Genomic DNA, 25103 nt, shown 5'->3' on the forward strand with positions numbered 1-25103 from the left:
CGGAGCGGAGCGCCGCTCAGCGGAGCAGGCGGATGCCCCACGAGACGGTCCAGCGTTCCCCGGGTTCCAGCCAGCGAAGACCCTCCCCCGTTCGCAGAGCGTTCGGCGGCGCAGTCATCGGCTCGACGGCGAGCGCGACGCGCGTCGTTCCGTCGAAGGAGGGGAATGCGTCGTCGCGATACAGCTGCGTCCAGCGGTAGGCGCTGTCGGCCCAGAGCTCCAGCCCGGACCCGTCGTCTGCAGTAAGCCGGTGGCTGAGCGCTGCACCGGTGTCCTCCCGCATCAGCGTGAGGTGCCCGGGGGCGTCGGCCACGAGCGTGGGCCGGCGGAGGTCGCTCGACGTGCCGCCGACCGGGAAGCGATCGCGCGGGATGTGCCGCTCATCCAGACGGTACGCGTGCGTCGCATCCACGGTGAGCCGCAGGCCCCCCACCTGCCGGTCACCGAGCCGAAGGTAGGGATGCGCCCCGAGCGCCGCAGGCGCGCGAGCGGTACCGACGTTGACCAGCTCGGTGGCGACCGCGACGCCTGTCCCGTCGGCGCGATGGGCGACGACCACGTCGAGGTCGAACGGGTACCCGGCAGGATGCCGGATCTGCGTACCGAGGACGATCCCGGAGTCGTCCTGGCCGACGATGTCGAATCGCCGGGCCGCGAGCAGACCGTGATTCGCGTTACCGAGCTCCGGCTCGCTGACGTCGAGGTCGTGCCTGCGCCCTTCGTGCCACCATCGGGCGCCCTCCACACGGTTCGGCCACGGAGCGAGGATGGCGCCGGCCATGCCGGGGAGCCCGGGCAATGCGTCCGTGGGTTCGACGAGGTCCGTCCCGTTCACCGTCAGGCGGCGCAGCGACGCCGCCAACGGGTCGACGACGAGTGTGGTCGCGCCGTCCGCGCTACGAACACTCTGACGCGCGGGCGACGTGAGCGGGTTCATACCGCCTCGACGCGGAACAGCACCGAGCGATCGGGGTCGAGCGACGGCGCCTCGAGGCCGTGCCGGTGGAGGGTCCGCCCGGGGAGGACGACGCCGGCGTCGAGCCACGGCGGCCGCTGGCCCACAGGGACCGGGGCCCCGGGAGCGAACTCGGTCACTCGATATCGCCGCTCCGGCTCGAGGCCGGGGAAGCGCAGCCGCGCGGGAGGCCAGCTGGCGGTGCGCGACAGCACGGTGAACCCGAACATCGCCTCCGCGCCGTCGGCCGCGACCACGCCGTCGAGCCGCACGTCCGGTCCGGTGTCGGCGCGCACCGTCCTCCCGCTGTGGAGAAGGGCGCGATGCTGCTTGTGCGCCTGCACCCACCTCCGCACGCGGTCGAAGGTATCGTCGTCGAGCTCCGCCACGTTCAACTCGACGCCGAGGTTGCCCCAGAAGGCCGTGGCCGCGCGGAAGTCGAGCGGTGCGACGCGGTGCGTAGTGTGGGACTCCCCAGCGCCGATGTGCGTGCCCTGGAGCTCCGGCGGCACCAGCACCCCCGTCCAGCGCTGGATGTCGATGCGCTCGTGCGGGTCGTTACAGTCGGAGGGCCAGACCCGGTCGGTTCGTTGGAGCACGCCGAGGTCGATCCGGCCGCCTCCGCTCGCGCACGACTCGATCTCGAGCCGGGGGTGGCGACGTCGCAGCTCGTCCATCATGGCGTACGCCGCAAGCGTCTGCTCGTGCACGCCCGCGCGCCCGCTTCCGCTGTGTCCGGCGTCGGTGAGGTAGCGGTTGTGGTCCCACTTGATGAAGTCGATGCCGAGCTGGTCGACGAGGGCCGACACCCGTGCGAGCACGTGCGCGTATGCGTCGGGGTTGCCGAGGTCGAGCACATGCTGGTGCCGTGATGGGAGGCCAGGGCCGTGGCCGCCGTCGAAGACCCACTCGGGATGCGCCCGCGCCAGGGCTGAGTCCAGGTTGATCATCTCCGGCTCGAACCACAGCCCGAACTGCAGGCCGAGGGCGTGGACGTGCTCGGCGAGAGGCTCGAGGCCCGCCGGCCAGACGACGGGATCGACCTCCCAGTCGCCGAGCGAGCTGGTATCGTCCCGTCGTCCGGTGAACCAGCCGTCGTCCAGGACGAAACGCTCGATCCCGAGATCGGCGCTCCGCTCGGCGAACCGCTTGAGCGTCGGCAGGTCGTGGTCGAAGTACACGGCCTCCCAGGTGTTCGAGAGCACCGGCCGAGGCGGGCGGGGGTGCCCGGGCCGGGCGCGCAGCATCCGATGCATCCGGTCCGTGACGGCGTTGAGGCCGTCACCCCAGACGCCGTACACGGTCGGGGCGACGTACGTCTCGCCGGGCGCTAGGGCGAGCTCGCCGGACAACAGGATCTCGCCCGCGCGCAGTTGCCGGGTACCGGCTGGGGTGCGCTCGGCCGCGAGGAGCTGGTTGCCGCTCCACGCCAGGTGAACCGTCCACACCGGGCCGCGCTCGAAGCCGAAGCCGGTCTCTCCCGCAGCGAACAGCGTCGAATGGTCGAGGCCGGGCTTCCCGCCGCGGCTCTCGCGCAGCCACGTCCCGATGGGGAACGGGTGGCGCTGCGGCACGCGTTCCCGTGCCCAACGCCCGGTGAGGTCGAGCAGTTCCTCCGCGGCGTCGGGCACAGGGAGCGCGAGTTCGACGCCACCGAGGTCGTACGGGTCCGTCCCCTCGTTGCGCAGCTCGGCGGAGAGGGACAGCACGCCCTCCTTGCTCAGCTCCAGCCGCACGACGAGACGCAGGCCGGACTCCGGATCGCGCGCGACGCTCTCCACTCGGTCGTCCGCGACGGTGTTCTCCGTGTCGCGGAACCACGCGGCGAACGCGCGCCCGTCGCGGTCGCCTGTGACACCGGGTCGACCCAGCCACCCCTCGGCGAGCTGCGGGAGGACGGGCACCGGCTGCGGGTACGTGACGGCGCTGTCCCCGATCGTGGGGAGCGTCGCTCTCCGCAGGTCGGCGAGCTCCTCCCCGTCGAGGTCGCCGAGGTCGTCTCCCCAGTGCAGGATGCGCGGTAGTCGACCGCCGCTCAGATCGATGACGACGCTGACACCGCCGCGGCGGAGGTGGACGAGGTCCTGTTCGTGAGAGGGCAACGCTATCCTTTCAGTCCGCTGCTGGCGATCCCGGCGAAGAACTGCCGCTGCAGGACGATGAACACGATGACGAGAGGGAGGGTGCAGATGAGGGCGCCCGCCATCAGGGCCGGGTAGTCCGTCCCGAACTGGCCCTGCATGCTCGCGAGCCCGACCGGGAGTGGACGGTTGTCGCCGGCCGGAGTGACGATCAGCGGCCAGAGCAGGTCGTTCCAGGAGTACAGCGAGGTGAGCACCGCGAGAGCCGCGAGCATCGGCCTCGCCATCGGCAGCATCACGCTCCAGAAGACGCGCAGGGTCCCGGCACCGTCGAGCCGTGCGGCCTCCTCGTATTCCTTCGGCATCGTGATGAACGCCTGGCGCATCAGGAACGTGCCGAAGGCGCTGAAGATGCCGGGGATGGCGAGGGCGGGCACCGTGTTCAACAGCCCCAGCCCTTTCATGATGTCGAACTGGCCGAGCAGGAAGAGCTGGCTCGGCACCATCAGCATGAGCAGGAACAGCGCGAAGATCAGGTTGCGGCCGGGGAATTGGAGCCGGGCGAAGGCGTAGCCTGCGAGCGCGGCGACCAGCACCTGACCGGCGACGCGGATGATGAGCGAGGCCGCCGACACCGCGAACTGCGCCCAGAACGGCACGGAACCGAAGAACGTGTCGAAGCCGGCAAGCGTCGGCGCTGCCGGGAACAAGGTCGGCGGCAGCGTGGCGACCTCGTTCGAGGTCTTGAACGCGGTGAGGATCTGCCAGACGAACGGCACGATCATCAGCACCGCGGCCACGATCAGGATGACGTGGATGCGCCACTGCCCGCGGCTGGCCGCGGAGCGCCCGCTCGGCGTGCCGGTGCGGGAAGCCGCCACGCGCGGCACGGCGATGTCGGAGTCAGTCATAGGTCACCCACCTCCTCTGCAGGCGGAACTGGATCGCGGTCGCGACCATGATGATGATCAGCAGGACGATGGCGATGGCGGCCCCGTAGCCCTGTTTGAACTGTACGAACGCCGCCTCATAGAAGAGGTAGACGATGGTCTTCGAGCCGTCGATCGCGGTGTTGTTGACGCTGCCCAGCATGACGAAGACCAGGTCGAACATCTGCAGGGCGCTGATCGTGGTCAGCACCGTGACGAAGAACACGCTGGGACTGAGCAGCGGCAGTGTGATCGAGAAGAACTGCCGGATGCGGCCTGCTCCATCGAGTGCCGACGCCTCGTACAGGTCGGCGGGGATGCTCTGCAACCCGGCGCCGAGGATGATCAGATTGATGCCGAGCCCCATCCAGATGCCGACCACGGCGAAGGCATAGATGGTGAAGCGGTCGTCCGCGACCCAGTACTCGCCGGGGATGCCCACCAGGCCGAGCAGGTAATTGAGGATGCCGAAATCGCCGTTGAGGATGAAGCGCCACACCATCCCGACCGCGACCGGCAGGGTCACCACGGGCAGGAAGAACAGCACGCGGTAGAGGGTGCGACCCTTCGCCGCCTGCTCAATCAGGGCGGCCAGCACGATGGCGACGGGGATGCCGACGAGGACGAGCACCGTGTAGAGCGCCGAGTTGCCCAGCGCACGCCAGAAGTCCTCGTCGCTCAGCAGCTTCGTGTAGTTGTCGACGCCGGTGAACCTGCCCGCGCCGAAGACGGGGACGTTCATGAAGCTCTTGACGAAGGTCGACAGGAACGGCCACAAGTAGAGGGCGGCGAGCCCGACGGTCGCCGGAGCGATCATGGCGATGGCCCACCAGTCGATACGCGTGCGGCGACGCCGGCGGGGCAGAGGCGCGGCGGGGCCGGGGCGGCTGTCCTGCCGCCCCGGCCGGGTGAGTGTGGCGCTCATTACTTCTCGGCCAGCACCTTGTCGATCGCGTCCGCGTATTGTGTGGTCGCGTCGGCGACGCTCGTGGTGCCCTCCCACGCGCCGGTGAGGTACTTCGTCTGGTCGCCCTGCCATTCAGCGGCGTTGCCCTGCACCGGCAGAGGGACCGAGTACTTCTCGGCGTCGATGAAGACCTGGAGGTTCGTGAAGTCCGGCATCGCGGCCATCCACGTCTTCTCGCCGCCCGCGTAGGCCGGGAGGACAGCACCGGACTTCGCCTGGATCTCCGCCGCCTCCTTGCCGCTTGCGAAGACGAGGAACTTCTTCACAGCATCGGGGTGCTTGGTGCCGGCGAAGCCGACATTCTCGATGCCGCTCGTCACGGTGGCCCGCTTCTCGCCGACCGGCAGCGGCGCGACATCCACGTTCGACGCGATCTCCTTGTTCTGGTAGAGCTTGAGCGCCCAGTAGGCCCCGGACATGTACATGCCGATCTTGCCCTGCTCGAACATCGTCTCGGCCTCGGTGTCCGACATCTGCTTCAGTGTCGGCGAGGACTTGTCGGCCTGGAGGTTCGTCCAGAACTCGATGCCCTTCTGCGCCGCCGGGCTGTCGATCTCGGCCTTCTTGCCGTCCTTCGAGATCACCTGTCCCCCAGCCTGGAAGATGGTGTTGTAGTAGCCGCCCTGGTAGTCGATCGGGGCGGCGACGCCCCACACGCCCGCTGCGGCGTCGGTCAGCTTCTTCGCGGTGGAGCGGAAGTCGTCCCACGTCCAGTCGGAGGTCGGATAAGCGACGCCGGCCTTGTCGAAGATGGCCTTGTTGAACCAGACGGCGTTGGTGTCGACGTCCTTCGGCAGGCCGTAGATCTTCCCGTCCCCCTGGTCGTAGAGGTCGAGGACCGCCTTCGGGTACTTGCCGAGGTCAACCTTCTGCTTCGTGATCTCGTCGGAGATGTCCAGGAGCTGGCCGCCGGAGGCGTACGGGCGGATGTTCTGCGCGAGCATCCAGAACGCATCGGGAGCCGTGCCCCCTGCCGCGCCGGTCTGAAGCGTCGACCAGTACTCGGGCCAGGGACGTTCCTCGACCTTGACGGTGATGTTCGGGTTCTCCTTCGTGAACGCTGCCGCGATCTCCTTCATCGCGGGCGTCTGGGTTCCGGCCCAGACGCCGTAGGTGATGGTGACCTTCTCGTTCGCATCGCCACCGGACTTGGGTCCGGAACAGGCGGTCAGAAGCGCCGCGGCGGCGATGATCGCCGGTGCGATGAGCCATCTCTTGTGCATGGGTTCTCCTTCGATGTGCCGGTCGTCGATGACCGGGCTGCTGTGGTGCTACGGGGTTCGGGTGGTGAGGGTGGCGCTCGCCCAGTCGACGTGAGCCGCCGCATCCGAGCGGGGCTCGGTGCGCAGGGTGAGCGTGCGATAGCCGGAGACCTCGACGTCGAGCGGGGTTGCGGGGAGGCCGGCGGCGAGGTCCACCCGGAGCAGCGGGATGCCGTCGCCTTCGACGACCGCGGTGGCGGCGGCGCCGGGGGTCTCGTCGTCGATACCGACGAGTCCGCACAGCCGTTCCCCCCTGCCGCCGAGGTGGAAGTGCGCTTCACCCGGCGAGGACATGCCCAGACCGGTGTCGAACTCCTCCCCCGCGATGGACATCCGTCGACCGTCACGCGGGTTGCCCCCGCCGTTGCTCATGTCGCGCTCCACCGGTCCGCTCTCGTTGCGGAAACCGAGCATCGGCAGGGCCGACAGTCGTGGCCGTCCGGAGAGCGGGCGGATGGCTCGGACGTGCGAGACCGTCGGCACCCCGCGCACGGCGGCGCCCTCGAGGGTCAGGACACCGAGACCACCGGGAACCAGCGCGATGGGCGCCTGCACCTCCCAGCGGCCGGGCGACACGAGGCGGGCCTCCCAGCCGGGGGCGACGCGTATCGTGGATGCCTCTGCAGCCAGGATCGTCGCGCGACCGTCATCGTCGAGCTCCACCAGGTCAGATTCCGCGAGCGGGGTCGTCGCAGGCTCCACGGGCGCCGCACGGAACAGGTCCCCTCCGGCATCCGTGAGGATGGCGACGAAGCCGCCGTCGGGCTGGATCGGGACGGTGAGACTCCCCTCGGCGCTCACCCGTGTCCCGGAGAGGCCTCCGTCCGCGCCGTTGCCGGCGTCGCCGACGATCCAGGCGTCGAACGGACCTGGGCCGATCCGATCGAGCGGGACCTCGATCGAGCGGGCCGGGCCGGCCGCGATGCAGCCGATGAACCAGCGGTCGCCCGAGCGCCGGGCGATGACCGCCTCGGTGTCGGGCGTTCCGGCGAGGAGGCGGGTCTCATCCCAGCGCGGTGCAAGCTCCGCGAGGAACTGCGCGGCGAGCGGGCGCGCCAGGTAGGCATCCACCCCGTCGGCGAAATGGGTGATGCCGCACTCGAACGCGACGCTGAGAGCCAGCTCGTGCCCGTCGCTGGTCGTGCGGCCCGGCGCGGTGAAGGCGACCGGTGTGTAGTCCATGCCGCCGACGACATTGCGCGTGAACGGCTGGATGACGTTGTGCTCGGCAGTGAGGGGCGTGTCGTTGTAGAAGACGTAGTACTCGGACCCCCGGATCGCCTCGTAGCCGATCACCTGCGGCCACGTCCGCGCCCATCCGCGCGGGATGACGGAGCCGTGGAAGTTGACCATCATCTTCAGCCGGGCGGTCTCCTGCAGCACCGAGTCGTACCAGCGGTAGCGATCCTTCGACTCGGACTCCATGAAGTCGACCTTGATGCCAGCGACGCCCCACGAGCGCCAGAGCGCCAGCCGCTGGAGCTTCTCCGGCCCGTCGAGGTCGTGCCACACCGTCCAGAGGTGGACCTGGATGCCGAAACGGCTCGCGTACGAGACGATCTCGGGAACCCAGGTCTCCTCCCAGCCGCAGTCGATCAGCAGGTGTTCCCAGCCGAGGCGCGCGGCGACGTCCACGAAATGCTTCTGCGCGTCGAGGTGCGCTCCGGAGTAGAAGTCCGACCACCACGACCACGCGGCCCGTCCCGGTCGCACCCACGACGGCTCCTCGACGAGGGGATGCTGCGCGGGCGCGAGCTCGTCGACGAGCGTGCTCTCGACGATGTCGGCCATCCCGCCGATGATGAAGACCCGCCACGGAGTGATGGCGCCACGCGCGATTTCTGTGACCGCGTCCGCGTGCTCGAACCGCAGGAGGCCCTCGGCGGCGTCGACGGCGGCGTGCGCTCCGCTGAACCGGCCATCGATCCCCGATTCTGCAACGAGCACGTAGTCGTCACCCGCTCGGCGGAGAAGTGCGGGAAGGCCGTACGCGCCGGAGGAGAGCAACGACACGTTCTGGCCGAAGCGCGGCGTCTCGTACCACGTCTGGTAGGCGAGCATCCAGGCGCGGTCGAAGGCGTCGAGCTCCAGGGCGGTCGCCTCACCGTCGAGGGTGCTGACCCCCTGCAGATCCGGGATCTCGTAGCGCACGGCGACGCCGTCCCGTGCCGCCCGGACGACCACAGACCACTCCACAGCGGCTCGGTCGGCGAACGTGACGGTCAGCTCCTCGTGAACCTTCTCAACCGGCAAGGTCGTCTTTCCCGACCGCGGGGTGAACGTCTCAACGACGCGGCGACCCGAGGCGCGGACGAACTCACTGCCGGCCGCAAGGTCCTGGCCGCGAACCGTCACACCGAGTCGGATCCGGAGCGATCCGCCCGTGCCGTGATCGACATGCAGAGCCAAGCCGGACCCGTCGTCGACGACCCGTCCGCTGAGCTCTCCCGTGCTGATCTCCGCAAGGGCCAGGGTGTCTGTGACCACGTCGTCTCCGTACTCGGGTGTCGGCATGCCTTTCGGCTTCGAGCACTGAGACTATGGCGTTCGCGGCGGCCTCTGCTATGACGCTTCGAGGCCATCGCCTGGACGTTTCGACTTCAGTGATCTGCTGCGCACCGAGCGAGAGCGGGAGCCTGTCGGGTTCGGCTGGATGTTTTCGCCTCAGTCACGCACGACGAGCGCCCGATGCCCTTCGTGTCGGTCGATGAACGTCGTCACGATCGGGCACTCGATGCGGACGCGCTGATTGCCCGCCTGGATCAGGTCGAGCACGCGTCCGATCAGGGCGGTCGCCACCCCCTGATCGCGGAACTCCGGGAACACCGACGTGGCGATCAGCGTGATTACGTCGTCGTGCCGCTCGTACGTGATGCCGCCGATCAAGGAATCACCGCTGACGGCTTCGTAGGTCTGCGCCTCGGCATTGTCCACGACGTAGAAGTTGATGCCCGGGCTGAGCGGCGTCGCGGCATCCACCTCGGCGATCAGAGCCTGTTGTGTCTGCGTGAGGGTCCCCGTTCCGTCGGGATAACCCGCTTCGTCGGGATACTCGAAACCGCCGTCTGCTCGTTCAACCATGAGTGAACGCTATCCGCCCAGACGCCTGCCGGGGTATCGGCTTTGCGGTGGACACTATGCACGATTGGCATTGGCCCAGCGCGCCGCCCCGTCTCAGACTCGACCCATGACCACTTCAGACAAGCCGACAATCGTTCTCGTTCACGGCGCTTGGGCGGATTCCGCCAGCTTCGCCGCCGTCACAGCAACCCTCCAGCTCGAGGGTTACGACGTTCTGCTCGCACCCAACCCGCTTCGCGGGGTGGAAGGTGACACCAAGGCGGTGAGGGATTTCATCTCCCAGGCGACCTCCGGACCCGTCGTTCTCGCAGCGCACTCCTACGGCGGCGTCGTCATCACCGGAGCCGCGTCCGACCTGCCGCAGGTGAAAGCTCTGGTCTACATCGACGCGTACGCGCCCGACAACGGCGAGAGCGCGACGACCCTCAGCAACGCGTTGCCCGGGTCGCTGCTGAACGTCCCGGACCCGACCACTGTCTTCGATTTCGTTCTGCCTGCTCCTGACGCCGAGCAGGGTGACTACGACAGCTACATCAAGCGCGACAAGTTCCACGAGATCTTCGCCGAGACCCTTCCCAAGGCGGAGGCGAGGGTCCTCGCCGCCGGCCAGGCGCCCGCCACGCTTGCCGCGCTCGGTACGCCGTTCACCGGAACCCCCGCCTGGAAGAACCTGCCCAGCTGGTACTTCGTCGGCGCCGTCGACCGGGTGATCCCGGCAGCCCAGCAGCACGCGATGGCTGAGCGGGCGGGCAGCGTCGTGGTCGAGGGTCACGCGCCCCATCTGTCGATGCTCGCCGAGCCGGTGAAGGTGTCGCGGCTCATCGCCGAGGCGGCGAAGTCGATCAGCGAGAGCTGAGGGGATGACGATGGCCTCCGAGCCGATTCTTCTCACCGGGGTCGGTGCAGGGCCGAGCAACATCAGCAGGCTGACCGCGCAGCTCCTGTTGAACGCGGGACAACCGGTCCGTGTGATGATCCATCGGGACGACGGCCGAGCCGACGACCTGCGCCGCCTCGGGGCGCAGGTCGTCGTCGGCGACCTGGCCGATCCGGAGGCCGTCGCTCAGGCCCTTGGAGGAGTCCGGAGGCTGTTCTTCACCATGGCGGTGTCTGCCGAATATCTGGAGGCGGCGGCGGTGGTCTGCTCCATCGCAGCGGAGAAGGGCGACCTGGAGGCCCTGGTCACCATGTCGCAGCTGACGGTTGCGCAGATGACCGCAACGAGCAGCGACGAGTCGAGCCACCAGCGGCTGCACTGGCTCGTCGAGCGGATCGAGGAGTGGGCTCCGATTCCGGTCGTCACCGTTCGCCCGACCGTGTTCCTCGACAACCCGATGTTCTCGGTCGCACCGCGACAGCTGATCGCGTCGGCGAATACGCTCGCCCTCCCCATCGGCACGGGCCGGACCTCCCCCGTCGCAGCGACCGACGTCGCGGCCGTGGTCGCCACGATCCTTATGGACCCCGCAGCGCATGTCGGGCGAACGTACGAACTCACCGGCCCTGAGTCGTTGACCCTGAAAGAGCTAGCGGAGCGTTACGGCCGCGCTCTGGGCAAACCGCTGACGGCGTCGGACATCCCCCTGGATGTGTACGAGCGGATGCTGAACTCGTTCTCCGGCCTCGACGCTCACGTTCGCGAGCACATCCTGACCGTGGCAAAGCTGCACCGCGCGGGGAGATACGACCGTTCCACGAACGATGTCGAAGCGGTGACGGGCCGGCCCGCGACGCCCGTCGACGAGTACATCGCCGCCCACAGGGATCTGTTCTTCGCCCCCTCCCCTCAGTGACACTCCCCTCAGTGACACTCCCCTCAGCGACACTCCCCTCAGTGACACTCCCCTCAGTGAGCGGGAGAATCCTTCAGGCGAGTGCGGGCGCGAGGCTGCCCGCCAGGTTCAGGAAGTGGCGAACCGCCGTGGAGGCGTTCCCCGGGTGGCGGGCGAACGCCAGCGTTCGCCGGATCGGCTTCGGCGGGGCGGCCAGGTCCAGTCCCTCCGCACGGCCGATCATCGCGACCGGGCGTGGCACGACGGCGACCGTCCGGCCGGATTGCGAGATGGGCACGAGGAGGCCGCAGTTCGAGACCTCCATGTGCGCGGCCGGCTGTGTGCGCATCATCTCGTAGAGGAGCATGCCGCGCTGCTTGGGGAACTGCGATGTCGGCAGGTGGACCATCGTGCGGCCCTCGATCATCGCCTGGGTGATGACCGGGACGGGAGCCGTCGGCGGAGTCCCGGTCGCACTGGGACCGAGCACGACGAGGAATTCCTGGGTGACCACCGGGTGGACGACAAGCGTGTCCGAAACCAGTGGCAGGTCGACGATCGCGAGATCGTGCAGCCCGGCCTCGACCATCCCGACCGCGGCGGCGGTCGTATCGGCGGAGGCGACACGGAACTCGACCTCGGGCATCGAGTCGTGGAACTCGGCGATGAGAGCACCGAATCCGGTGGTCAGGTTGGTCATTCCCACGACGCTGAGGTTTCCCCGTGTACCGGAGCGCGCGAGGTCGATGGCCCCTCGGATGGATTGCGCCTCGCGGATGGCGCGCCGCGCCGGCTCCATCAACGCCCGCCCGGTGTCCGTGACGACGACTCCGTGCGGCGTGCGTACGAAGAGCCGCGTGTCCAGTTCCCGCTCGAGCTGTGCGACGCGGCGGGTCAGCGCGGGTTGCGAGAGGAAGAGGGCCGATGCGGCGGCCGAGAAGGAGCCGTTCTCATAGACGGCCAGGACGGCCTCCAGACCTCTCAGATCCACGATGTGTCCCTTGTTCAGTGCCGCTTTAGCGGTCGCTCATACTCTAAAAGCCGCTGCCCCCAATGTACAGGTAGACAAAACGGTGTCCCGCCGACTCTCGTCAGCGGGACACCCGGACTTTCGAGTCAGTGCACGGAGCGAGCCGCGTCGAGGATCACCTTCGTGACCTGGAGGGGTTTGGCGAGCATCGACAGGTGCGGGGCATCCACTTCCGTGACGGTGCCGTGCGCCCGCTGCGCCATCAGCCGCTGCTCTGCCGGAGGAAGAAGACGGTCCGCGGTGCCGATGACGAACCAGCTGGGGATGGTCTTCCAGGCCGGCGTCCCGCTGAACGGCGTACCGAGGGCGCCGAAGGCGACCGGGCTCTGCCCTGCTGCGAGCACAGTGGTCACCGCGGACGGAAGGCTCGCAGCGAAGACCGACTTGAACTTGTCCTGGCGGATGTAGCTGTCCCACTCCGCCTGGGGCGCATCGGGGGCGGGCAGGACCACGTCGAAGACCGTGCTCGGGTCGTCGACGTTGAGCAGCGATCCGGGCAACGCGTTGGTCAGAGCCTGAGCGCTCTCTCCGTTGTCGGGCGCGTAGCCGTCGACGTAGACGAGGCCCTTCACGTCGGAGTCGGCAAGCGCGGCGCCGGTGATCACCATGCCACCGTAGGAGTGACCGACGAGGATCACAGGACCGGTCGTCCGCTGCTTGACGAAGTCGGCTACCGCCTTCGTATCGGTCTGAAGACCTCGCAGTGGATTCGGTGCGGCCAGCACCGTATAGCCCGCGGCCTGCAGCGCAGCGGTCTCCGGAGCGAAGCTGGACGCGTCGGCCCATGCGCCATGCACGAGCACGATGGTGGGTTTGGTGGTCGAGGAGGCGGTGGCGGCGTGCGTGGGCTGGACCGCCGCGCTGCTGACCTGAGCGGGGATGGCGACGGCCAGAAGACCGACGGCGGCAGCGGCGATGGCTGCGACGGTGAGGCGTTGGGAGCGAGTGTGAGCTTTCATGGGTCCGAGTATGGGCGCGCCACGAAGGAAAGTCTCATGCCGGAAACGCATGGCATACGCCGCGGTTTCGATGGTTCGAGCGCGCCGTCAGACAGACTGCGACACTGCGGCGGCGGTTCCTTCGCCCCAGTCTCGAACCATCAGATCCAGCCCCGCCAGCATGCCGCCGGGAACCTGCTGGAGCCGCGCCGACTCGGCCAGGCCGCCCAGGTCGATGGGGGCGAATCCCATCTGTGCGAGAAGGGATTGAAGAGCCGCTTTCGAGGGCACGTCGTCTCCGCTGAGGAACAGGACCCGACGGTACCCGGGCACCGCTCGCGGATCGTCGGCGAGAGTGCGGGCCGGCACCGTGTTGAGCGCCTTGATCACGTGGGCGCCCCGGGCCAGCTCCGCCACGAGCTCGCTGGAAGAGAGCACCCCCGGCCAGAGCGGGGCGCGCTGGGACAGTTCGTTGGTGGCGTCGACGAGGGTCCGCCCGTCCCAGTCGCCGAGATCGGCCAGCGCGACGGGAACGTGCGAATGCGGCACGGCCAACACCACGATGTCCTCCTCCGCCGCTTCGTACTTGGTGCCGGCACGAGCCAGCTCCCCCAGGGACGCCACGACGTGCGAGAGCCGCTCCGGCCCATGCGATCCGCTGAGGGTGACGGCATGGCCCGCGTCGAGCGCCCGGACCGCGAAGGCTTGGGCGAGCATCCCCGCACCGATGACCCCTATGCGCATGTTCGTGCCTACGATTGCTTCGAGAGCGTCGGTTTCATCGACGGAGAGGTGTGAACATGGTCAAGTCGTCGAAGGCCGTCACCGCGCAACGGCGAGAAGAGATCGTGGACGCGGCAGCCAAGCAGCTCAAGCAGTACGGGATCGAGGGAGTCCGGATCCCGGAGGTGATGCACGAAGTCGGCATGACGCAGGGCGGCTTCTACCGGCACTTCGACTCCAAGAGCGACCTCACGGACACCGCGTTGCGGCACGCTTTCGATGTTCACCGCGACATCCTCGACGGCATCTCCGACGCCCGGCGCGGCGACCACGGCGCCGCCATCGAGGCATTCGTCGAGCTGTACATGTCCTGGGCGGATCCGGAGAGCCTGGCGGTCGGCTGCCCGGTCAGCGCTCTGGCGGGCGACGTCGCCCGGGCGCCGATGGACGCGTCCGTCAGGGAAGTGTGGGCCGAGGAGCTCGACCGCGTCTTCGACGTCGTCAGTGTTCTCGGTGACGCCGACGACGTGGATCCGGCCACGCGTGCTGAGCAACGCGCGCGAGCGATCGCCGGGTTCGCCACCCTCGTCGGGGCGTCCATGCTGGCCCGCACCACGGCGGGCACCCCGCTGGCCGACGAGATCCTGACAGCTGCGCAGAAAACGTTCACGACCACGGCTCCATAGGTCCGAGTAAAACGACGCCCTCGCGCGATGTCCAATGTCGATAATGCGAGGCGGCGATCAGGCTTTTGCATACCGGCCCTGAAAGCGTCCGGGGCTGATTAGAGTCGCGGTCATGACCACTCCGCCGAACTCGCCGCTCGGCGAATCCTGGACCGCCACACGGTTCTCTCTGCACTCCGACCTCGCCTTCGACGATCTCGTCCAACGGTTCGAGTCACTTGTCCCGATGTATCCCCGACAGCGATTCATCGACCTCATCGAGCGTGAGGCTCCGTGGTCCGAGATCGTCGATTTCGCCGAGGGCTACTCGGAGCTCGGATTGCTGACGTATTGGCACGACTCGGTGACGGACATGATGTCGCTGGCCGGCAACACATCCAAGTGCGCCTTCTACTTCGTCGGCAACTTCCCCGTCGCCGAGCGGATGTACCGCCACGACCCTCGCGTCATGAACTACGCGCCATTGCGGATGACGATCACGGAGATGGGCGGTGTCGTCACGTTCACGACCGACCAGCCGAGCAGCCACTTCGCCTCGTTCGGCGATCCGAACATCGGCGCCGTGGGCGCGGGCGTCGACCGTAAAGTCGCAGAGCTCATGCGACGTTTGGGCCTGCCGATACCGGCCGCGTTGGCTCCGACCCCGCTATGACCCGCGTGCCTCCCTCCCTCACTTCTCCCCTGGCTGGTCAGCAGCAGCTGGCGCCGACCCGCTCGCTCGCTCATCCGAGGATGCGCTCCGCCAGTGCGCGCGGCTGATCCCACTGCGGCCAGTGCGACGCCCCGGAGATCCCGTCGACGCGGGCACTGGGGAAGAGTGCTCCGATGTTCGCGGCGATGTGCGGAGTGAGATAGGGGTCGTCCTCGCCGAACGCGACGACCACGGGCAGCGACGCCCGTCGAAGGTCGCCCTCGAGCACGCGAGCGTCGTTGTCCTGCATCCCGGGAAACAGTGTCGCCGTCCACTGCCGGATGGCTGCGCGAGCATCCGGTTGGTCCGCGCTGCCGAAGTACTGCGGGACGATCGAGTGGGCGGCGACGTTATCGGGGGCGCTCGCGTCGATGCCGAACTGCCGCCCGGAGTGGCCCAGCAGCCACTGCCTCTGCTGCGGGTCCTCCATCATCGCATCGGACAGAAGATCCAGCTCGTGGATGCCGAAGAGTCGGATCATGTCGGGAAGCCGCAGCGCAGGATCGGAATGGAAGTAGCCGTTGAGCAGCACGAGCTTTCCGACGAGCTCCGGCTGGTCGAGCGTGACATTGATGGCGACCGCGAGGCTGGCGTCATGCCCGACCAGCGTGACGTCGGTCAGGTCGAGCTCGCGGAGGACGGCTACGACCTCGGTCTCGCGCTGCTGGTCGGCCCAGGGCCGATCTTCCCGCGGCGAGAGGCCGTAGCCGGCGAAGTCGATGGTCACGACGCGCCTGCCGGAAAGCAGTGGCGTCAGGCGGTCGTAGATGGTCGAGTCGTCGGGAAACCCGTGGAGCAGCACGATGGGCGGCCCGTCGCCGGGCCGGACGCCAACCCACACGCGTGAGGGACCGGTGTCGATGGTGTGCTGTTCGGGATAGAGGTCGCGTTTGCTCATGCGGCCAGCTAAGCCCGGCCTGGCCGCGCCGCGCCAGAGAAGCGGGTTGCAAGACGCGCATACCCTCATGCGAGCCCTGATACAGAGCGGGCGACGGTCGAGCTTGCGCCCGCCGCCGCCCGTCACTCCTCGGTCAGGAGACGGTGACCGGTTCGGTCTGCTCCGGGGCCACCGGCACCTGCGAGCGCTTGCCCTGCAGGGCCGAGCGGACCAGGACGAGGGCGAAACCGGCCACGGCCCAGATTGCGAGAACGAGCAGGGAGGACCAGGTCGTCGCCCCGTCGAAGTAGCCGAACTCGTTGACCGCCCGGAACGCGGCACCAGGGGGAAGGATGGGCGAGATCGCCTGTGTCCACTGGGGAAGCAGGTCGTACCCGATGGTCGCGCCGCTGAGCGCGTTGCCGACGGTCGTCAGCAAGAGCACCGCCAGCCCGATGCCGGCGGCGCCGAGCCAGGTTCCGAGCGCCTTGGTGGTGAAGGCGACCGCCGCGGAGAGAAGGGACAGGCTCGCGGCCAGAGCGATCCACGGCGCCGTGAGCGCTCCGAGGATGGGGCCTGCGATGGTGGCGGCCACGACACCGATGACGACGGCGAACCCGCCGATCGCGTACAGGCGGTGGCGGAGACGGACCTTGCTCGCTGCGCCGGTCAGACCCTGCGCGAGCACGAACGACGCCAGGGTGACGCCGAAGACCACGTAGAACGCGGACAGACCGCGGCTGTCGTACCCGGTGAGCGGCACGATGTCCTTCTCAGTGACCGAGAAGCCGGCCTTGTCCGCAAGACCGTGAACGAGAGCTCGAGCCGCTGCGGTCTCGCTGAGTCCCTTGGCCCCGGCATAGTCCAGCTGCAGGCTGGTGCGGGAGGTCAGGCTGACCGCTGCGACAGCGTCGCCATCCTTGACCATCGCGATCCCCTGGGCAGGCGTCGAGACTTCAGTGATCTGCGCCCTGTCTCCCAGTCCCTGCTGTGCCGCTGTCGCGAGCTGCACGCTGGCGACAGCCACCGGCAGGTGGGTGGGCTGGGGGTCACGCTGGATGCCGACGTAGACCGAGATGAACGCAGCGCCGATGACGAGGCTGCTGACAACGGAGGCTATCCAGGCGTTGTGTTGTGATGTGGAAGGGCTGGTTTCGCGCGTTGTGATTTCCGGGGCAGACATGGCGTCGCTTTCTCGACTAGAATGGTTTGGATGTCAAACTTGGATAAGAGTACAGCAAACGGTTTGAAAAGCAAACCAATCCGGGATTCCCTTGCCGTGGCGCTGGACGCGATAAACGACCGGTGGTCGTTGCACATCGTGCGCGCGCTGGCCTTCGGCGCCTCCAGGTACACGGACATCCTGCGATCGGTGGGGGCGCCGCGAGACGTACTGTCCGCCCGGCTCAAGAAGCTGACCGAGACCGGGATCATCGCGGCGAAGACTGCCGACAGTGGTGGTGCCGGCTACGAACTCACCCAGAAGGGCAAGGACCTCGGCCAGGTGATCCTGGTGCTCAAGCGGTGGGGAGACACCTACAAGCCCGCGGACGTTCCCCTCGTCGAGTTCACGCACACAGTCTGCGGGAACGTCTTCGTCGCGGACGTCCGTTGCGAAGCGTGCGGACGCCCGGTCAAGTCCGGCGAGTTCGAGGTGAGATCCGTCGACCACGACTGCTAGTGCACGCTCACGACCGATCCGGATCATGCTCAGAGTATGAAGGCGGTGAGCCGCAGAGTCTCATGCCGGAAACGCATGGAGGCGGGCACCATTCGTATAGGGCGAGGACAGGCGTAGCGGCTTCTCCACGGGCGTCGCGAGCTGCGCCCCACGCGCTACCCCAAACGCCGCTCCTCGCAGAGCGAGGTGCGGCGCTCGGGGCCCCTCGCGCGCGGGGACCCCAATAGACAGCAGCGAGTAACGAAAGAGCCGGTGGGCACGTGGTCGCTTTGCGACCTTCGTGCCCACCGGCTCTTTCGTTACGTCGGGCTGACAGGATTTGAACCTGCGACCCCTTGACCCCCAGTCAAGTGCGCTACCAAGCTGCGCCACAGCCCGTTGTCGTCACGCGAGCCGGGGCTCCACGCGAGGCAACCCGTCCATCCTACCGTGTCGGCGAGAGTGCCCGCGCACGCCCGGTCAGATGTCTTTCGCCACCCAGTGGATCAGCTTCGGCGAGCCCATGGTGCCGCCGATGGTGCAGCTGACGATGACGCTGCCGGTCCCCTCCACCGGCGGGTCGAGCGGGAAGCCGACGATGGCGACCCACTGGCCGTCCGCGTTTTTGGTCGGGGCCTGCGACGGGGTGTACGGCAGGAGTTTCGCGTTCGGCGCCTGCGAGCCGTAGACCTCCTGCGCGAGCACGGCGCACGCGGTCCACGCGGTCTGCGCGTCCACCAGGTCATCCGGCGACACGACTGCGGGCGTCGGTGTCGGTGTGGCGGTGACGGTCGAGGTCACCGTCACGGTCGGTGCCGGCGAACCGGCGGTGCCGGATCCTGCAGCGCATCCGGTCAGCGCGATCGCGGATGCGAGCGCGACGAGCGCGGCGGCCCCGGTACGAAGCATGTGAATCCCCCAAAAATGCAGCGCTGCAGAACTGCGCAGCGCCAGCCTAGTGATCCGCGATAGTGCGAAGGATCACGGTTCGGTCACGCGGGTTCTATCGTGCCGGCGGGGACGTTGTGCACCACCCGAAGGCACACACATCCCCACCGGCACTGCGCAGCACGCGGCGTCCGAAAGCGACGCGTGTGGGCGCCCGGGCACTCCCGCCCCGCAGCGGGAGTCCAGGTCGAGTCGGCGACGGGACACGATGGGGGATCAGCGTCCCGCCGCCGAGCTGAGGTCAGCGGCCGGAGCCGCCGATGATCTGGTCGATCTCGTCCTGCGTGAGCGGAGCCCACGGCGACGAGTCGGGGTTGGCGCTCGCGGCCTCGGGGCTGTCGCCCTGCGTCCACCACTTGGCCTCGAAGGGCACGCCGTCGAACAGGACGCGCTGGCCCTTGTCGTAGTCGGCCGTCCCGCTCCACGTCGGGTACGTCCCTGCGGGCAGGGTGGGCTGCGGGATGGGCGTCTCGCCGGGCATCACCGGGCCGACCAGATCCCACGGGGTCTCCCACGCGTTCAGGACGGGGTTGTCGGGGACGTCGCCCTTGGTCCACCACTTCGCCTGGTAGACGTTGTGGTGCCAGACGACCTTCGCGCCCTTCAGGTAGGAGTTCTTGGTGGCCCAGATCGGGTACGGCGAGGTCGCCGGGTCGTCGGCCGCCACGGTCGAGGTGGGCTGGGCCGTGGTGACGGCGCCCTCCCCCAGCGCGATGTGGCCGGCGAAGCCCTTCGCCAGCACGGCGGCGAACGTCTTCTTGCCCTGGGCGACACCGCTGCAGGCGTCGGAGACCACGGTCAGGTCGACGTAGTTGGAGCCGCAGGTCTTATCCCGATTCGCCGACCACATCGACATCCGGCCGAGACCATTGGAGACGGCCCAGGAGTTGAAGGATGCGGCGTCCGCGAGGGAGAAGACCTCGCCCTCGACGTCGTTCTGCCCGATCATCGGGGTCGCGCCCAGCTTCGCCCACAGGTTGGGGTCGCTCTGGTGGAGTTTCGCCCGGTCGTAGAGGATGCCGAGCTGGCGCTGGGCAGCCGAGACGGCCGACTCCGCAGCCTTCGCCATGGAGGTCTTGGCGTCCTTGGCGTTCCCGTAGTCCATCGTCATCACGTTGACGCCGGCGATGTCGACCTTCGCCTTGAGCATCGCCGCGATGGCGTCGGTGCCGTCCGAGGTCATCCCGGTCGGCGCGACAGGAAGGGTCAGCCAGACGGCGAGGCTCTTGCCGGCGGCGCGGCGCTCCTGCTGCAGGGCGGCGACGGCGGAGGCCCGTCGCGCCGAGGCGTCGCGGTCGGAGAGTCCGGTCCCCTCCAGATCGAGGTCGATGGTGCCGATCTTGTAGCGGTCCACCACGGAGGCGTAGGCCTTCTTCAGCTCGGTCGGGTCGTCGCAGCCGACGGCGAGCTCGCTGTTCGCCTGGCCGCCGAAGGAGACGGCGACCGTCCCGCCCTGCTGCTGGAGGCGGGCGATGCGGCGGTCGAGGTCGAGCGAGCCGCCCGCCTCCCCCAGCGTGTACGCGGTGCCCCAGGTGGGCTCGCACGGGTCGCTCTTCGACGACACGACGAACGAGAGAACGGCATCCTTTGTGGAGGTCGTCCCGAGATTCTCGAAGGCGAATCGCGGAGTCGCAGTCACATCCACGTAGGACGCGAACCAGGGCTGCACGTCGACGGCGGCGCGGGCGCTCCACCACTGGAACCCGACGGCGCCGACCGAGACGACGACGGCCGCGACGAGGGCGGCACCGATCACCCGCCACGGGGACAGCCGGCGGCCAGCGGTCGACTCGGGGGCCTGCGCCCGGTCGACGGCATTGTGCGAGGCGGCTGCCTGCGAGGCGGCGGCGTTGGATGCGGCGCCGTTCGACGCCTTCTTCGCGCGGCCCATCAGGCGGCCTGCCGCTCGCCGGAGGTGGACTCGGTGGATTCCGCGGACGAGTCGCGCTCCGCGGACGAGTCGCCCGTCGCGGTCGCGGCCGGCACATCCACGTCGGCTCCGACACCCGCGAGGTGCGGAACGTCCCCGCCCGCATGCCCGTGATAGAGCACCGAGCGCCAGTCGATCGACGCGGTCTCGGGCGCTGCGACCGAGGCCGTGCGCTTTCGTGACTTGTCCACGTACAGCGGCTTCGTCATCCCGAGCCAGATGTCGACGATCGTGTTCCACGGGCCGATGTAGGCGACGATCGCCCAGATCGCGAGCGTGGCGTTGAACGCGGCGAACGCAGCGTTGCCCCAGTTGTGCGCATTCACATCGCGCCAGAGGGTGAACAGCGAGAACCCGACGATCGCGAGCGGCGCGATGACGTACAGCAGCGGCGAGGCCGTGCGGTTCTTCACCTTCGGGGTGCGGGCGAACGGGATCTTCTTGCCGGTCAGCGACTGCTGGATCGACTTGAGCACGCCGGCGAGGTTCACCGGCAGCAGGATGAGGTTGAAGCCGTAGATCCGGAAGATGTCGGTCGCCTTATACCCGCTGTAGCGGAGGTCCGCCGCCTGGCTGATGAAGTACGGCAGCGCGGCGAGGAGGACCATCGGGCTCAGCAGCCGGCCGTCGTACGGGTACGCCAGCAGGAAGATCAGGCCGAAGCTCGCCCAGCTGATCGACGCCATGTAGTTGACGCGCAGCAGCAGCTCGACGCGCGAGACGGTCTCGCCGCGCCGCTTCCGCTCCTTCACCTGACGCCACAGCTTCGGGAGGATCAGCAGTCCGCCATTCGCCCAGCGGCGGCGCTGAACGATCAGCGAGCCGAAGTCGGGCGGGGTGGCCGAGTAGCTGAGACGCTCCGGGTAGTTGGAGAGCGTCCAGCCGTGGGTGCCGAGGTCGATGCTCGACTCGGTGTCCTCGATGACGGTGCGGTCCTGGATGTAGCGGCGCACCTCGAAACCGCCGACGAATTCCGTCTCAACGATGTCGTCCAGAGCGCGCTTGCGGATGACCGCGTTGGCGCCGACCCAGAACGTGGCGCCGTAGTACGACTTGCCCTGGTGCAGGATGTGCTGGATGTCGGTGGTCGCACCGGCGAGGCGCTCGATGCGGGTGCCCGCTCCACGGAACGAGGAGTAGGGCGTCTGCGTCACGGCGACACGGGCGTTGTCCGGCTGCTGCAAGAAGTAGGTGAGCCGGAGGCAGTACTCGCGCAGCAGGATGGAGTCGGCATCCAGGGTCAGAAGGAAGTCGCTGTCCGGGATCTCGATGTCGCCCGGCCGCCGCTGCCCTGCCGGGACTGGGCTCAGGATGGGGCCCTCCGGCGTGTCCTCCGTGCGGTAGGTGCCGCCCATGAGGCCGATGTAGGCGTTCAGGTTCATCGCCTTGTTCGCCTCGTGCGAGAGGGATGCCCACTTCTTGCGCTCGAACACCGCGAGCTCGGCGTCGAACGTCCAGGCGAGACGCCGGTAGAGCTGTGCGACACGCTTGGAGGTGAGGGATGCGCCCTCGGCGATGGCGGCGGAGACGGCCTCGCCGGTCAGCGCCAGGTCATCGCCGAGTGCGCGAAGCACCTGATCCACGAAGAAGACATCGACGTGGTCCTGGATGCCGTGCTCATCGGCCTGCTCGTACAGCCACTGGGCGGCCCACCGGTAGTGATCCGCCAGCTCCAGGGCCGCTGCGTCGGTGGCGTAGACGCCGGAATCGCCGAGTTCGTAGCGCATCAGGGCGTCGGAGAAGCGGAAGCGCGGCTCGGAGAGCATCGCGCTGATGCTGTGAGCGAGGTCGCGCGTGGCGTCGAGCCGCTCGCGGACAGCCGGGTCGGTCGGATTGGGGTTGTCGTCCAGCAGCAGCACGACGCGCTTGGACGGGAACTCCTGAAGCGCGGCGGAGAGCAGCGTCATGCGGACCACGTCGGGCTCCTCCGCATAGGAGGGCACCAGCACGGTGATGCTCGGCTGGTTCTCGGCGAAGTGCCGGTCGATCTCGGCGCGCGGCACCCGGACGTGCTTCTGGAAACGCTGGAGCGCGCCCTGCCGAGCGACCAGGTACATCAGGGCCGAGAAGGTGAGGAAGGTGACGACGACCGTGTAGCCGATCGCCTCCATCGTAAAGCGGAAGTTCTGGCTCCCGCTGTCGATGAACTGGCGGATGATCGTGGTGACCACGTAGATCGCCCAGAACAGGACGGTCAGCACAATGGCGACGCGGCTCCAGGTGATCTTGCTGTCCGACGGCTTCGGGTGGACCGTGGGCAGCGGTTCGGTGCGCTTCTCGGAGCCGAGCTGGCGCTTTCGGGCAGGGGTGTATTGATTTGTAGAACTCATTTTCGGGTTGAGTGTCCTTGACTTCAGGAGCCCGGCCCTCGGGTGGGCACGGTCGGGTGGCTCCCGGTTGTCCACACTAGTGAGGACAAACCGGGGTACAAATACCCCTTTTAGGGTCGCCCCTTGTTTGGGGGTGCGCTCGGAACGAAGTTGCACAGCATGCCAGGCGTGTCGGACTTGCGGCGCCCGACTTCTATACATATGCATCGATCAGGCGCTCGCGGCGTCGGCGCGGGATATCCGGGGATGTCGGAGGCTGAGGATTAGGCTGGGCCGCATGCCGTCGCAGCCCCCACCGCAGCTGTGGCGGGGCCGAAGCGGCGGAGCGCGGGCCGCATTCGTCCTGGGACTGATCGTCGGAGTGCCGGTCGCCTTCGCACTCGCGCTGGTGCTGCTGGTCGTCGGTGTTGCCGCTGCCGCTGTCGCGCTGATCGCCTGGGTGATCGCCGCCGCCGCCGCGTGGCTGTGGTTCTGGATCCAGCGCCGGCAGCGCATCCCGTATCCCTTCGCATCGCCGCGGCCGACCACTCGCCGCACCCGCCGCATCGCGCTCAGCGGGCTCTACCTGACGCTCGTTCCCCGGACGGTCGGAGCAACGGCACGGGTGGCCGGGTGGCTCTTCGCACCGCTCGCCCTCCTCGTGTCGCTGGTCGGCGTCTTCCTGCCCCGCTGGCGTGCGCGACCGTACGTCGCGGTGTTCACGCTGCCCGCCATCCTGCGCAAGGTCGTGAACCTCGGGAGACGGCGCGGGCTGCTGCGCGACGGTCACGATGCGGTGCTGCTCGGCTACGACGACTTCCTGGCGCGGGCATTCCCACAGATCCGGGACGTGCTCGACTGGTGGAACGACCCTCGGGGAGGCGACGAGTACGTCCCGACGCCCGGGCTGCCGGACGTGCCGGGCGGCCTGCTGGGCCTGCCGCTCGAACCCTCCCCCGACCCCCTCGGACAGTCGGGCATCGCGGCGGGAGCGATGCGGCGGCGGTCGGTCCGCTCGTTCCGCGAGCTGCTGCTCAGTCAGCGGGAGATCGACGACCTGTGCGATCCGGACCTCGACGACCGCGCCGACGTTGCGCTGGTGCGCGTGGTCGAAGTGGATACGACGGGCGGCCGGCGCTGGATGGTGCAGTTCGCCAGCACCAAGTCGTGGCACCCGCGCGCGGGTTCCGCTCCCAACGACCTGACGGCGGACCTGCTGATCGGCGCCGGTGCCGAGCCGACGGTCAGCCGGGCGGCGCTCGACACGATCCGCGCAGCCGGGATCCCGTCCGGGGAGCCGGTGCTGCTGGCAGGGTTCAGCCTCGGTGGCATGGTGGCGGCTCAGGTCGCGATGGCGGCCGTCGACGCGGGACTGACGGTCACGCACCTCGTGGTCGCCGGTTCGCCGCTCGGCCGGATCGCCATCCCAGACAGGGTGACGGTGCTCGCGCTGGAGCACGTGCTCGACCCGGTGCCGCGGATCGAAGGCCGGGAGAACCCGGTGCGCCTCGCAGCGGGCACGCCGTTCCTCACGGTGAAGGCGCTGCCGCCGCTGTCGCACGGGTTCCGGATCGGCTCACTGCACCAGTCGACGGCCTACGCCGACACGGCCGGCGCCGTCTCGGCCGACCCGCCGGATCCCCGGGTCGCGGCCGTGCTGGAAGAGCTGGACGCCTTCTTCGACGGCGGACAGCGCATCCACGACCGCGCCACCGTCCGGGCAGGCGGCCTGCCGCCGCGGCCGTCGGTGCCGCTGTACCTGCACAGTACGGTCGAAGAGGGCCTCACGCGCGGCACGCTGCGGCAGACGGTGCGCCGACTGCCGGGGGTCATCGCGGTGGACGTGTACCAATCCCGGAGCGGGTTCGCCACGACGATCGTCTGGAACGCGGACATCCTGGTGCGCGAGCTCGACCCGTGGCTGATCGCGGCCGGACGGACCGCGGTGTACCGGGGACTGCTGTCCCTGCTCGCGCGGCGGCGCGCGGTGGGCATCCACCTGCGGCTGCAGGCGCGGTCGACGCCCGGGATCACATGGGAGTCGACGGTGCAGCGACTGTCGGATGGCCGCTGGCGCGAGGCGATCGACGTGACGGTGGACGACCGGGCCGACCCGGCGGACGTCGCGCGGCTCTTCCCCGAGGGAACGGCGCCGGTCGTGGTCGTGCACGCGCCGGACGCGTTCGACCCCGTCCTCGACGTCGCCCGCCAGCGCTGACCGCGCCGCCGGGCGGCCGCCCCGATCCGCCGAGTTGCGACTAGAC

Annotated in this window: 21 protein-coding genes and 1 tRNA gene; 6 read left to right on the plus strand and 16 right to left on the minus strand. The window is 68.6% G+C overall.

All coding sequences use genetic code 11. The features are described from left to right. Nucleotides 1–16: 16 nt before the first annotated feature. The 7 genes from P3F85_RS11140 to P3F85_RS11170 form a co-directional block, all read right to left on the minus strand. Nucleotides 17–937, minus strand: a complete 921-nt coding sequence (locus P3F85_RS11140) for an aldose epimerase (protein WP_374007511.1) — start codon at nucleotides 935–937, stop codon at nucleotides 17–19. Next, nucleotides 934–3057, minus strand: a complete 2124-nt coding sequence (locus P3F85_RS11145; RefSeq protein ID WP_374007512.1) for an alpha-galactosidase — start codon at nucleotides 3055–3057, stop codon at nucleotides 934–936. Before P3F85_RS11145 ends, P3F85_RS11140 begins: the two co-directional genes overlap by 4 nt. A gap of 2 nt (nucleotides 3058–3059) precedes the next feature. Next, nucleotides 3060–3947: a carbohydrate ABC transporter permease gene (locus P3F85_RS11150; RefSeq protein ID WP_374007514.1), complete on the minus strand. Its 888-nt coding sequence runs from the start codon at nucleotides 3945–3947 to the stop codon at nucleotides 3060–3062. Then, a complete protein-coding gene (locus P3F85_RS11155; protein ID WP_374007516.1) occupies nucleotides 3940–4890 on the minus strand; it encodes a carbohydrate ABC transporter permease in 951 nt (316 codons plus the stop codon). Before P3F85_RS11155 ends, P3F85_RS11150 begins: the two co-directional genes overlap by 8 nt. Continuing rightward, nucleotides 4890–6155, minus strand: coding sequence for a sugar ABC transporter substrate-binding protein (locus P3F85_RS11160; protein ID WP_374007518.1), 1266 nt, complete (start codon nucleotides 6153–6155; stop codon nucleotides 4890–4892). The genes P3F85_RS11155 and P3F85_RS11160 overlap by 1 nt, the downstream gene beginning before the upstream one ends. A 48-nt stretch (nucleotides 6156–6203) precedes the next feature. Next, nucleotides 6204–8708, minus strand: a complete 2505-nt coding sequence (locus P3F85_RS11165; RefSeq protein WP_374007519.1) for a glycoside hydrolase family 97 catalytic domain-containing protein — start codon at nucleotides 8706–8708, stop codon at nucleotides 6204–6206. A gap of 150 nt (nucleotides 8709–8858) precedes the next feature. Further along, nucleotides 8859–9275 (minus strand): GNAT family N-acetyltransferase, encoded by a 417-nt coding sequence (locus tag P3F85_RS11170; RefSeq protein WP_374007521.1) that lies wholly within the window; start codon nucleotides 9273–9275, stop codon nucleotides 8859–8861. A gap of 106 nt (nucleotides 9276–9381) precedes the next feature. Here P3F85_RS11170 and P3F85_RS11175 point away from each other — a divergent pair, with 106 nt between their 5' ends. Further along, the gene (locus P3F85_RS11175) at nucleotides 9382–10131 is read left to right on the plus strand and encodes an alpha/beta fold hydrolase (RefSeq protein WP_374007523.1); all 750 of its coding nucleotides are present in this window, start codon (nucleotides 9382–9384) and stop codon (nucleotides 10129–10131) included. Between the two features lie 10 nt (nucleotides 10132–10141). Continuing rightward, entirely contained in the window at nucleotides 10142–11068 is a 927-nt protein-coding gene (locus tag P3F85_RS11180; protein WP_374007525.1) for an NmrA family NAD(P)-binding protein, read from the plus strand. A gap of 73 nt (nucleotides 11069–11141) precedes the next feature. Here the strand turns inward: P3F85_RS11180 and P3F85_RS11185 are convergent, their stop codons facing one another. The 3 genes from P3F85_RS11185 to P3F85_RS11195 form a co-directional block, all read right to left on the minus strand. Continuing rightward, entirely contained in the window at nucleotides 11142–12038 is an 897-nt protein-coding gene (locus tag P3F85_RS11185) for a LysR family transcriptional regulator (RefSeq protein WP_374007527.1), read from the minus strand. 125 nt (nucleotides 12039–12163) lie between these two features. Continuing rightward, nucleotides 12164–13036, minus strand: coding sequence for an alpha/beta fold hydrolase (locus tag P3F85_RS11190; RefSeq protein WP_374007529.1), 873 nt, complete (start codon nucleotides 13034–13036; stop codon nucleotides 12164–12166). An 87-nt stretch (nucleotides 13037–13123) separates the two neighbouring features. Then, nucleotides 13124–13759 (minus strand): NADPH-dependent F420 reductase, encoded by a 636-nt coding sequence (locus P3F85_RS11195; protein WP_374007530.1) that lies wholly within the window; start codon nucleotides 13757–13759, stop codon nucleotides 13124–13126. Between the two features lie 56 nt (nucleotides 13760–13815). Here P3F85_RS11195 and P3F85_RS11200 point away from each other — a divergent pair, with 56 nt between their 5' ends. Together P3F85_RS11200 and P3F85_RS11205 are read left to right on the plus strand one after the other, a co-directional pair. Next, on the plus strand, nucleotides 13816–14424 hold the full coding sequence (locus P3F85_RS11200) for a TetR/AcrR family transcriptional regulator (protein ID WP_374007531.1): 609 nt from the start codon (nucleotides 13816–13818) through the stop codon (nucleotides 14422–14424). Between the two features lie 112 nt (nucleotides 14425–14536). Continuing rightward, nucleotides 14537–15076: a DUF302 domain-containing protein gene (locus P3F85_RS11205; protein ID WP_374007532.1), complete on the plus strand. Its 540-nt coding sequence runs from the start codon at nucleotides 14537–14539 to the stop codon at nucleotides 15074–15076. Nucleotides 15077–15146: 70 nt separating this feature from the next. Here the strand turns inward: P3F85_RS11205 and P3F85_RS11210 are convergent, their stop codons facing one another. Together P3F85_RS11210 and P3F85_RS11215 are read right to left on the minus strand one after the other, a co-directional pair. Continuing rightward, entirely contained in the window at nucleotides 15147–16013 is an 867-nt protein-coding gene (locus tag P3F85_RS11210; RefSeq protein WP_374007534.1) for an alpha/beta fold hydrolase, read from the minus strand. A 133-nt stretch (nucleotides 16014–16146) separates the two neighbouring features. Continuing rightward, the gene (locus tag P3F85_RS11215) at nucleotides 16147–17175 is read right to left on the minus strand and encodes a hypothetical protein (RefSeq protein ID WP_374007536.1); all 1029 of its coding nucleotides are present in this window, start codon (nucleotides 17173–17175) and stop codon (nucleotides 16147–16149) included. 30 nt (nucleotides 17176–17205) lie between these two features. Between P3F85_RS11215 and P3F85_RS11220 the strand changes: the two genes are divergently transcribed. After that, nucleotides 17206–17673 (plus strand): winged helix-turn-helix transcriptional regulator, encoded by a 468-nt coding sequence (locus P3F85_RS11220; protein WP_374007538.1) that lies wholly within the window; start codon nucleotides 17206–17208, stop codon nucleotides 17671–17673. 304 nt (nucleotides 17674–17977) lie between these two features. Here P3F85_RS11220 and P3F85_RS11225 read toward each other — a convergent pair. From P3F85_RS11225 to P3F85_RS11240, 4 genes are all read right to left on the minus strand, one after another. Next, a tRNA-Pro gene (locus P3F85_RS11225) sits at nucleotides 17978–18051 on the minus strand. Nucleotides 18052–18132: 81 nt separating this feature from the next. Beyond that, complete coding sequence (locus P3F85_RS11230; RefSeq protein ID WP_374007540.1) at nucleotides 18133–18561, minus strand: hypothetical protein; 429 nt, start codon at nucleotides 18559–18561, stop codon at nucleotides 18133–18135. 280 nt (nucleotides 18562–18841) lie between these two features. Continuing rightward, nucleotides 18842–20491 (minus strand): chitinase, encoded by a 1650-nt coding sequence (locus P3F85_RS11235; RefSeq protein WP_374007541.1) that lies wholly within the window; start codon nucleotides 20489–20491, stop codon nucleotides 18842–18844. Then, complete coding sequence (locus P3F85_RS11240) at nucleotides 20491–22860, minus strand: glycosyltransferase family 2 protein (protein ID WP_374007542.1); 2370 nt, start codon at nucleotides 22858–22860, stop codon at nucleotides 20491–20493. The genes P3F85_RS11235 and P3F85_RS11240 overlap by 1 nt, the downstream gene beginning before the upstream one ends. A 277-nt stretch (nucleotides 22861–23137) precedes the next feature. Between P3F85_RS11240 and P3F85_RS11245 the strand changes: the two genes are divergently transcribed. After that, nucleotides 23138–25057 carry a hypothetical protein gene (locus P3F85_RS11245; RefSeq protein WP_374007543.1) on the plus strand — a complete coding sequence of 640 codons (1920 nt, stop codon included), beginning with the start codon at nucleotides 23138–23140 and terminating at the stop codon, nucleotides 25055–25057. Nucleotides 25058–25103: the final 46 nt, after the last annotated feature.

The sequence above is a fragment of the Leifsonia sp. T36S-04 genome (assembly GCF_042465655.1).
GTDB lineage: Bacteria > Actinomycetota > Actinomycetes > Actinomycetales > Microbacteriaceae > Leifsonia.